At 58.1% G+C, this 10,008-nt stretch carries 7 protein-coding genes; 3 read left to right on the top strand and 4 right to left on the bottom strand.

From position 1 onward, the window contains the following. On the top strand, positions 1-1,254 hold a 1,254-nt coding region (locus tag ACYVG8_RS00230), incomplete at its 5' end, for an RHS repeat-associated core domain-containing protein (protein ID WP_460744877.1). 15 nt (positions 1,255-1,269) lie between these two features. After that, entirely contained in the window at positions 1,270-5,538 is a 4,269-nt protein-coding gene (locus ACYVG8_RS00225) for an RHS repeat domain-containing protein (RefSeq protein ID WP_460744876.1), read from the top strand. Between the two features lie 11 nt (positions 5,539-5,549). Here the strand turns inward: ACYVG8_RS00225 and nudC are convergent, their stop codons facing one another. Further along, positions 5,550-6,329, bottom strand: a complete 780-nt coding sequence (gene nudC / locus ACYVG8_RS00220) for an NAD(+) diphosphatase (RefSeq protein WP_028500189.1) — start codon at positions 6,327-6,329, stop codon at positions 5,550-5,552. Positions 6,330-6,444: 115 nt separating this feature from the next. Here nudC and ACYVG8_RS00215 point away from each other — a divergent pair, with 115 nt between their 5' ends. Then, positions 6,445-7,227: a M90 family metallopeptidase gene (locus ACYVG8_RS00215; RefSeq protein WP_199489890.1), complete on the top strand. Its 783-nt coding sequence runs from the start codon at positions 6,445-6,447 to the stop codon at positions 7,225-7,227. Here ACYVG8_RS00215 and ACYVG8_RS00210 read toward each other — a convergent pair. From ACYVG8_RS00210 to ACYVG8_RS00200, 3 genes are read right to left on the bottom strand one after another with little or no spacing between them, the layout of a single operon-like run. Then, complete coding sequence (locus ACYVG8_RS00210; RefSeq protein WP_460744875.1) at positions 7,215-7,973, bottom strand: hypothetical protein; 759 nt, start codon at positions 7,971-7,973, stop codon at positions 7,215-7,217. The two genes, ACYVG8_RS00215 and ACYVG8_RS00210, sit on opposite strands and share 13 nt — an antisense overlap. After that, complete coding sequence (locus ACYVG8_RS00205; RefSeq protein ID WP_107890235.1) at positions 7,970-8,869, bottom strand: LysR family transcriptional regulator; 900 nt, start codon at positions 8,867-8,869, stop codon at positions 7,970-7,972. Before ACYVG8_RS00205 ends, ACYVG8_RS00210 begins: the two co-directional genes overlap by 4 nt. An 11-nt stretch (positions 8,870-8,880) precedes the next feature. Further along, complete coding sequence (locus ACYVG8_RS00200) at positions 8,881-9,831, bottom strand: D-2-hydroxyacid dehydrogenase (RefSeq protein WP_028500186.1); 951 nt, start codon at positions 9,829-9,831, stop codon at positions 8,881-8,883. Between the last annotated feature and the right edge of the window lie 177 nt (positions 9,832-10,008).

Here is a 10,008-nt window from a genome sequence, read left to right as displayed (position 1 = left end):
CCGGCGCACCGGCTGGTACTGAGCGCCGACCGGGTGAGCACGGATCCGGCGCGGCAGATCCGGCAGCGGATGGATTACCGGGACGGGCACGACCGGGCGTGGCGGACGGTGCAACTGGTCGAACCGGGAGACGGCTACCGGCTGAGCGAAAACGGCGACTTTGTCTACGACGAAAGCGGGGAAGCGGTCAGCGGACCGCTGACGGTGCGCTGGCAGGTGGCGGCGGGAGACGAGTGCAGCGCGGGCGGGCTGGCGCTGCTGCAGTATCCGGGCTACTGCGTGGACCGCAGCCGGCCGGCACGCGAGGCGCCGCCGCTGCCGTTTGCGCAGCAGTACCGGGATGCGACATTGAAGCCGGTGCTGACCCAGCGTGGCGACGGCAACTACCGGCTGCTGCGGCCGTGCCCGTGGTATGTGGTCGGGCAGGACGAGAACGACAGTTATCAGGGGGAGAGCGAACCGGAGCCGGATCCTGAGCCCGAACCGGACAGCGACGGCCTGCAGGCGCCGGCGGGGAACGGGGATACTCGTCCGGAGATCGGCATGCGCAGTGAACGTATCGACTGGATCGGCCCACGCAGTCAGCAGTACATGCTGGGCAATGGCGTACGCAGTTACGATCCGGCCCAGCAGCGATTTCTGACCATGGACAGCCTGAGCCCCTTTGGCGCTGGCGGCATCAGCCCCTATGCCTATTGTCTGGGGGACCCCGTGAATCGGGCTGACCCGTCCGGCCACGTGAGCTGGGACCAGTGGTGGGATATTTCCCTGCAGGTTCTGGCCATTGCGCTGACAGTGGTCACGATGATTGTGGCTGCTCCGCTGGGGGGATTCATTCTTGGTTTGACCTTGATGGGCGGAGGGATTTTCATCGGGGCGCGGCTTGCACAGATTACGGCGACTGTGCTGGAAGAGAGCCACCCTGAGGCCGCATACGTTTTTAAATTGATTACGCTGGCGCTGGATGTCAATGCTGTCATTTTGATGGCACCGGTCAGTTTCATGGGATTTAAAAACGGGATGCGCCATATCGGGAAAAAACTGAAAGCCATCCCGGCAAGAAAGGCTGCCGGTGCAGTGGGCAGCCCAACCCTTTCTACGCACCAGAAATATTTCATGCAGAGTTATGCCAATCGTTACGCGCAGGGAGGACGGACATCATTGGGGTCGTTTCCTTATTCTGCTTATTCAGCACAGTCGGTGCAAAATGACTGGATGGCCAGTTTGAAGGACAAATTTGCACTCTCATTTTGACTCTGCGGAGTGATCATGCTTTTTTATTCCAACGTATTCAGCCTGATTGACTGGTCAATCAATGGCGTAAATCCTTGTACGCTTATTTACATTCAAAATTTGAAGCTGGCGCATGTGTTTGCCAATGATTTACAGGGACCAAATTTTGAACTCTATCTTCGTTTCAATCAGTTCAATAACAAGGACTACGGTTTTGGAACGGGGTGGGAATTAAGCCTGTCCAGAGTGGACGAAGAAAACGATACAGAAGGTAATGTTGTAAAAACCCTGGTGTTGTCGGATGGCAGCCGTTACCGAATTGACAAAGAGGACGATACGACGGTAACCCTGAAATATAAAAAAACGAATACGTTCAAGGTGATGAAAGAAAATGGCCTGTACACTGTTGTCTACAAGAATGGCTTGATGGAAGCCATAGATAACGGCCAAGTGGTCACGATCACAGGCGCGAATGGGAAGACGCTTGATATTACCTGGGCCGCCAACGGTGCGTTTACGATGATTGACGATGAGGGCATCGTCGTCTTGTCCGCTGAAGTGCTGGAGCCCGTTGCCGGAACAGGAAAGGAGAAGATTCAGGTCAATACGCCACGAGGCGTTTTTTCATATGCGATGACGCGATGGAGCAGTGATGTCCGGCAGCTGGATAGCGTTGCGGTGGCCGAGGGGGCGTCCGAAATTATAATTTACAAAATGGGGTATGAAATCCATAATGACAATTATCTGGCAATTACATTTTTCAATGCCTGTGTCGAGTACAAAACCATTGCTTATATAAACTATGGCATGCTGTCTGCGCCAAGTGGATTCAGTGGGGATGCGCTGGCCGTTGTCTCGACCCGTACGTATCTGAGTGGCAAGCCGAAAAATGAAACATACCAGGAATGCACTTATGGCTTCACTGAAGGAAATTATCTGGGATCAGGCGTTGCAAGCGAGTGGAACGACAGTGTTGATAACCTGGAAGGATTGCCTGCTTCCACAGCGTTTTCCAGTTCGGAAACGGTAGAGAAAAATGACAAGGTGGCCGAAATTGCCCGGAAAACCATCTGGACACATAACAAATTTTACCTGCTGACGGCCCTGGATTGGGAACCAAAATCCGCACAGCGCTCCAGGTCGGAGTACTACGATTATGCGTTGGCACTGGATAATGGTATTGATGCGCAATGTGCGTATTTCATGCTGCCAGTGAAAAAAACAGAGCGGGTAACGGTCAAGCCTGGCAATGCCGCTGCGCAGAATATTGACCGGATCTATTCGTTTGAATACGATGATTATGCCAATGTGACGCGGCAAGCCGGTCCGGACGGGCTGGTTGAAAATTGCCTTTATTATGAGGGTGGAACGGGCGAAGACGGATCCTGCCCGCCGGACCCCAATGGTTTTGTCAATTATGTAAAATCCAGAACCATCATGTCCAGCCAGTCCGGTTATGGGGCAAAGACAAAAATATGGAACTATGCCTATAAATTGATAACGGGAACTGACCTTGTGCTGGTCACTCAGGAAGCTTTTTCTGTACTGCAGGCGGTGAACCCCGTGCCGCCTGCAGTGGTGCTCTGCAAGAAAGACTACAGTTATGAGGAAACGGACCCGGCCTTTGTCGGGCAATTGCGCGCTGTGATTTCAGGCAAGGCGGTGCAGGAAAAGGATGGCACAGGAGCGGAAATCATCCGTTATCTGAATACAAAAACAGCGCTTCAGGACTCGATGATGACGTATAAAAGCAAAAAAACCTGGAAGCGAATCCGGACGGTTACCGGGTTTGATGGGAAAAAAATAAGCAGCTCTCTTTTTCTGGACGGGGCGACCGGTGATGTTGTCTGCGTGGAAGATGAGAATGATATCACCACTGATTACGAATACGACAGCCTTGGCCGGGAAACAAGCTCGGTCCGTGAGGCGAGTCAGGGCGGGGAAATTTCTGAAACGACGACTTATTCTCCGGCTATCAATGAAAAAACCATCACGAGTTCGACTAATAAATTCAGCGAAATATATACATACGACGGATTGGGTAATATTGTAAAGGAAGAAATTGCTTTCATGGTGGGGGGTGAGAAAAAAATACTGATTCGGCGTGAGATGGCTGCATCAAAATACAATAATCTGGGTCAACAGATAAAAAAGACACTGTACGATTATCTGCTGGAAGAGCATTCCGGGGCGATACTGAAAAAATATGCCAAGGAAGAGAATTCCAAATGGAATATTTATGACGAGATAGTCAAGGAAATTCATGCCGATAACAGTGTGGACCGGTATCGGTACGATATGGACGTGACCGATGTTTTCAGAAGTACGCTTGCCATTGATCATGAGCCAGGCTCGGTAAGGAAAACTTTTTCCCATGATAAATATGGTTTGCTGGTGCAACGTAAAACCTTCAGCCCTGTTGATGCAGTCCATGCAGACATCACGGAGAAGTTTGCGTATGACAATTTTCTTCGCATGATCTCATCCAGTGAAACGGACAGGGAGCTGGTGCGCTATGCCTATGATGATTTCGATCGGAAGATCATGCAGGCAGGCCTGGAGAGTGGCAAGCAGGCGACTGAATACGCGGCCCACAGCATGGGAAACCTTGTGGCCAGGATTTCCATTGATGGCGTTGTCGTGGGTGAAAAAAGCCATGATGGCCTGGACCGTGAAATCTCGACAACGACGGCAGGTGTCACCACGCTGTATGACTATGCCAATTCTGCGGTCTATACTCGCCCCGGCAGTCAGTGCGTGAAAGACGGGCGTTATATCGAGTATCAATACGATGCGTTGTTCGACAAACTTGTCAGCCGGAAAGTCCGGCTTGATAAAAGAGGCGCGCCCTGGATGGCGCTGCGTGAATTCACGTATGATCCGGCCACGGGGCGTCTGTTGAGCGCAAAAAACATATCGCAGGACAGAGAGACCGGACAGCCTTTTTTTGAGTTCAGGCAACAATATGCTTACAATCTGTTCGGGATTCTGACCGAGGAAAGCGGAGAGTGTGTCCTGCCAGACAGAAACAAATACAGTCATGCGCACACACTCACCCTGCGCGGACTTCGGGAGGGCTCTGTCATCAAACCCGCGCCCTCTGTCACCTTCTCGCGTTTTAATGGTTTCAACTCCCGTGGGCAGCTGACGTCTGCCAGATTTCTGTACAATGATACCGTGCTTTCTTCTTCCGTTATTTCCAGAAATCAGTATGGAGATATCGGAATGATCGAGCATGAGAGTTATCTGTACAGCAATCAGCCCTCTGCCGGAAATCTCAAGCCATTAATTCATAAAAGATATTATCATTCCCGATATAATACGGTCAGCGAAGTTTCGTTTTTTCATCAGTTTGAGATGGGGGCCACTCCCAGGAAAACAAAAAAACAGGATCAGATCCTGGAGTGCCAATTTGAATATGATGCCCACCACTTGCTGACACGATTGAAAAACAAATTCTCTGCCACGAGCACATTCAACTGGTCTGAAAGATATCGTTATACAAGACTCGGGCAGTTGCAAAGCTGGAGCCGGCATGGGGATATGGTCTTTTTTGATGAATATGGCAATAAAATAGCCAGTCAAAAATTTTTCATGGACAAGATGGGAAATATGAAAAAATTGCTGACGGAAATAGAAGGCGTCAGCAATGAATCCACCTATTCATACACGAACAATTTCAGATTGCTGCGTATAGACAACAAAAATGCATGGGCCAGACTGGCGGTGCCAAAGGTGGTCGATTTTACCTATAGTGCAGAAGGCCAGCTTATTACCAAGCGCTACACCATTGGCGAACTCTCCATGGTTGATAATTATTCCTATGCCGGGGAGGATAATATTGTCCAGGTCTTGCAGACCATTACACCGGGCGATGAAACGCATCTGCGGAATTATTTTTATGATGCGCATGGGAATGTGGCACGATCGCTGCAGACAGATAAGGCCAGTACATTGGAGTTGCTGAACTACTATGATGGCAGCAATATCTTTTTCTCATTGAATACTGCGAGCACCTCCCCGGAGAAACCGGGCTACACGCTTTACCATCGCCTCGGAGAGGAGGTGGTGTTCATCACGCATATCGATACCGAGGGGGAGATCCGGGTCAGCCCCTGTCTGGGGCTTCCCAATGGCAACCAGATTGCACGCGGCCGCCCGTCATTGAGCTACCGCTATGACCGCCCCTACAAGAGCAAGTACACTTTCAATGTCCGGTATTTGTTCAATATCAGCGGTCAGAATGCCTACGGGATGAGCTTCGACCTGGCCGTGAATATTCCATTCCAGATGAAGGGATTGTGATTTCCCGCTGCTCAGCGCGGGATGCCGGCAACTGCCTGACCGATCAGCCAGTGGGCAATGCTGTGCCGGGCGGGGATGGCAGGCAGACGATCCACTGCGAACCACTGCGCATCGGCAATTTCCCCTTCTTGCGGCACGATGTCGCCGCTGTGGTAATCGGCTATAAAAGCCAGCATCAGCGAATGCGGGAAGGGCCAGGATTGCGAGCCGGCATAGCGCAGGTTGCCGATGCGCAAGCCGACTTCTTCCATCACCTCGCGGTGGACGCAGGCTTCCAGCGTTTCGCCGGCTTCGACAAAACCGGCCAGCGCCGAATACATGTCTGCCGGAAAGTGCGGCGCGCGGGCCAGCAGCAATTCGCGGCCGCGGGTCACGACCACCATCATCGCCGGCGCCAGCTTCGGGTAATAGGCGGCACCACAGCTCGGACACCCTTTGCCGCTGTCATGAGGGTGATTGTCGAGCGGATGGGCGCAGACCGAACAGAAACGGTGTTCGCGATCGAAACGGTGCAGCTGTCGTGCCCGGACCAGTGCCGGCGCCCACTCATCCGCCAGCAGCGAGAACGCCTGGCGCAACGGTACCCACAAGGCGCCCGGTGGCGGTTCGCCGACCAGCGAACCGGTCACGACCGGCTGGCCATCGAAGTCGCCAATGGGACGGATGCCGGTCAGTGGCAGGGCGCTCGAGAGCGCGGGAAGCTGCTGGTCTGTCAGCAGCAGGTTGTCGCCAAGCCAGATGATGGCGATGGCCGGGGTGGTGACGGATGGGGCGGACAGCGTGAACGGCATGGTATTCCGGGGACATCCGCGCTGAAGCCTTGCCGTGGGGGCAGGGCGCAACCGAGAATGCCGCAGTCTGATACGGAGGATTGCGATGTTATTCGGATTCTGGCGCCGGCGTCGAATGAAAAAAGCACTGGCTGGAGAGCCGATAGACCGGGCACGGTGGGCGCGCGAGGTGGCGGCGATGCCGCTGCTGGCCGGGCTGGACGCGACGGCGCTGCAGGCGCTGTATCAGCGGACCGCATGGCTGCTGGCTGACAAGGATTTTGCCGGTGCCGGTGATTACGCGGTCAGCTACGACATGGCGCTGTGCATTGCCATGCAGGCGGCGTTGCCGATCCTGGCACTGGATCTGGACAGTTATGGCGACTGGCAGACCATCGTGGTCTATCCGGATGCCTTCCTGACCCGCGAAGCCTGGGGGGACGAATTCGGTCTGGTGCATGAGGGCGAGCAGGAGCTGATCGGCCAGGCGCGCGGCGATGGCCCGCTGCTGCTGTCGTGGCCGGACAGCGCGCACTCGCCGCTGCTCGATGGCTGGAATGTGGTCATCCATGAGTGTGCGCACAAACTCGACATGCTGGACGGCACTGCCAACGGCTGTCCGCCGCTGCATGCCGGCATGCATGCCCGCGACTGGTCGGATGCTTTCGGCCGTGCCTATGAGCGCTTCTGCCACGATGTCGATCACGGGCGGGATGGCTGGCTGGACCCGTACGCCAGCGAGGCACCGGCCGAATTCTTTGCCGTCCTGTCAGAATATTTCTTTGAGGCGCCGCACTGGGTGCGTCGCGATTATCCGGCGGTGTACGAGCAAATGGTTCGTTTCTACCGTCAGGACCCGGCGCTGCGGCTGCCGGACTTGCCGCTCGATGCGCTGCTGCCGCCGGTTCACGCCGGCTGAGTGCTGCTGTCCGCCGCCTGTTGCAGCCAGACGGCCAGGCGGCGATCCATCTCGCTGGCCAGCGGCAGGCAGGCAATCAGCCAGTCGGCCAGCGCATCGGCAAAAGGGGGCGGGCCCTCGTCCGGTGGCGACAGTCTGCGCCAGCATTGTGCGGCGGTCAGCAGCGGTTCGAGCTGGGTGTCGTGCTGGCGCAGGCGATCCACCCAGTGGGTGATGTCCAGGGTTTCCGGTGACAGGGTTGACCACGGAGCGAGCTGGCTCAGCCAAAGATGGCGTACTGCTTCGGCGATGCCGTAGCTGAAGCTGGCCGCGCCGGCGCGACCGACCACGGCGAACAGCCCGGCCGTCGGTGCCAGTGCGTCCAGCAGCGGACGGCAGGTATCAATGGCGGCCGGGTCGTCGCTGCCGACGGCCAGTCCGAAGCCGAGCGTGGCACCGCAGGGGTGCCAGGGGCCGGCCAGTTCCAGATAGGTGCAGCGGAAGGTGGCTGCCTGCGCGGCCCGGGCCGCGATCTGCCCGAACCAGTCACCGGAGACATCGACAAAGCAGCGCGGTCCGGGGGCGGGAGGGGCCGCACACAGCCAGTTCCAGCCGGTGGCGTCGCCAATCAGCAGCGTGGCGTCGCCGACCGGCGGCGCCGTGACCCGCATCGCGGCCAGACCCTGGTGGTCCAGTCGCTCGCGCACCCAGTCCAGTCGTTCTGACTGGCCCGGGATGGCGATGAGGGTCGCGCCGGGAGTGTTCATGGCAGCAGCAGCCGATCCGGCATATCGGGTTCAGCCAGTCGCTTCAGCCACCACGACAGCGCACGGGCCGGGCGTTTTTCGGCCCAGGCATAGGAAATCGGCGTGCTGTGCAGCGGTTCTTCCAGCAGCAGCTCCACCAGGTCGCCCCGCTCCAGCGCATCATGCGCCAGTTGTGCCGGCAGGAAGCCGACGCCTAGACCGGCAATCTGCGCGGCCAGCTTGTCTTCCAGTCTCGGCACGGTCAGCGTGTCCTGCCCGGACAGCAGGGCCGAGGTGCGTGGTGCCAGAGTGCGCGAGCTGTCGGCGGCGACCACGGCGCGGAAGCGACGGATCACGTGCGGCGGCAGCGGCTGCGCCTCCTGCGCCAGCGGATGGTCGGGGGCAACGGCGAACAGGAAGTCGGCATGGCCCATCTGCCGGCTGAAGACGCCGGTCGGGGCTGCTTCGGAAGCGCCAATGGCGAGATGGGCCCGCTTGCTGATCAGCGCGTCCCAGGCGCCGCCGAAGACTTCGTGCAGGAACTTGATCCGCGTGCCGGCATTGATGGCGTCGAACTCCCTGACCAGCGGGTACAGCCGGGTCACCGGCACCCAGTCGCCGCAGGCGATGACCAGTTCGGTTTCCCAGCCGCGCGCTAGCTGCTTGACGCGCTGCTCGAGCGAAAACGCCGCATCGAGCAGATAGCGACCGTCGCGCAGCAGGGTCTGGCCGACCGGCGTCAGCCGCGCGCGATGGCCGCCGCGGTCGAACAGCAGCACGTCGAGGTCCTGCTCCAGCTTCTGCACGGCATAGGTGACCGCCGACGGCACCCGGTTCAGTTCCTCGGCGGCGGCGGCGAAGCTCCCCTTGCGGTCAATCGCGTCCAGCACCTGCAGTGCGTCGAGCGTCAGGCGCATGCCATCTCCTTTCAGGCCACCACATTGCGCGGCACGCCGGCCAGCCAGGCGTCGATATTGTCGACCAGCATGCGCGCCATCGTCGTCATCGCGCGGCCGCTGGCCCAGGCCACGTGCGGCGTCACGATCAGGTTCGGCAGTTCGACATCGAGCAGCGGGTTGCCGTTCACTGGTGGCTCCTCGCTCAGCACATCAAAGCCGGCGCCGGCCAGCGGGCCATCGCGCAGCGCGGCTACCAGCGCCGCTTCGTCGACCAGCCCGCCGCGGGCGGTGTTGATCAGCACGCAGCCCGGTTTCATCCGCGCCAGCTCGGCCGCACCGATCATGCCGCGGGTACCGTCATTCAGCGGCAGGTGCAGCGACAGCGCGTCGGCGCTGGCCAGCCCTTCGTCGAACGACAGATAGCCGGGGCGGACCGAAACGGCACCACGATGTTCAAGCTGGAACACTTCCATGCCGAAGGCGCGGGCCTTCTGCGCCAGATTGCTGCCGATATCGCCGCTGCCTGCCACCAGCAGGCGCTGGCCGGCCAGATCGGTGATCGGCGCCGACAGCAGGCAGAACTGCGATGACTGCTGCCAGCGCCCGGCCAGCATGTCGGTGCGGTAGGCGAGCAGATTGCGCTTCAGCGCCAGCAGCAGCAGGAAGGCATGCTCGGCCACGCTGTCGGCGCCGTAATTGCGCACATTGCACACGGTGATGCCGAGCCGGCGGCAGGCGTCAATGTCGACATTATTGACCCCGGTCGCGCAGACGGCGACCAGCTTCAGGTCGGGAAGCTGTGCCAGCGTGGCGGCGTCCAGCACATGCTTGTTGACCACGGCGACGCGGGCTCCGGCCAGCCGGGCAAGGGTATCGACCGGTTCGGTATGCGGATGGTCGATCCATTCGTGCGAGGCGACCGGTGCCGGCAGGGCGGCGGGCAGGCTGGCGCGGTCGAGAAAAACGATGCGGATAGTCATGGCAGCTGGCTGGACGAAGGGTCGGGGCAACGATTGTAGCCTGCCGGCACCGGCTTGCGTTCGTGCCGTGTGCCGACAAACGTGCCTGCTTTTGGTGCAATGCAACACGACAGTGCGGGGAATCGCGGCTATATTGGACTGCAAGCGCTGTTTTTCAGTTGTTTCATGCATTCGGAC

The organism is Microvirgula curvata (assembly GCF_054781615.1).
This window is presented reverse-complemented; position numbering and strand designations above follow the sequence as displayed.

Bases quoted from the DNA above. Each gene is read 5' to 3' on its own strand.
- ACYVG8_RS00225 (WP_460744876.1), top strand. From the start codon at position 1,270: ATGCTTTTTTATTCCAACGTATTCAGCCTGATTGACTGGTCAATCAAT.
- nudC (WP_028500189.1), bottom strand. From the start codon at position 6,329: ATGCCGTTCACGCTGTCCGCCCCATCCGTCACCACCCCGGCCATCGCC.
- ACYVG8_RS00215 (WP_199489890.1), top strand. From the start codon at position 6,445: ATGAAAAAAGCACTGGCTGGAGAGCCGATAGACCGGGCACGGTGGGCG.
- ACYVG8_RS00200 (WP_028500186.1), bottom strand. From the start codon at position 9,831: ATGACTATCCGCATCGTTTTTCTCGACCGCGCCAGCCTGCCCGCCGCC.
- ACYVG8_RS00210 (WP_460744875.1), bottom strand. From the start codon at position 7,973: ATGAACACTCCCGGCGCGACCCTCATCGCCATCCCGGGCCAGTCAGAA.
- ACYVG8_RS00205 (WP_107890235.1), bottom strand. From the start codon at position 8,869: ATGCGCCTGACGCTCGACGCACTGCAGGTGCTGGACGCGATTGACCGC.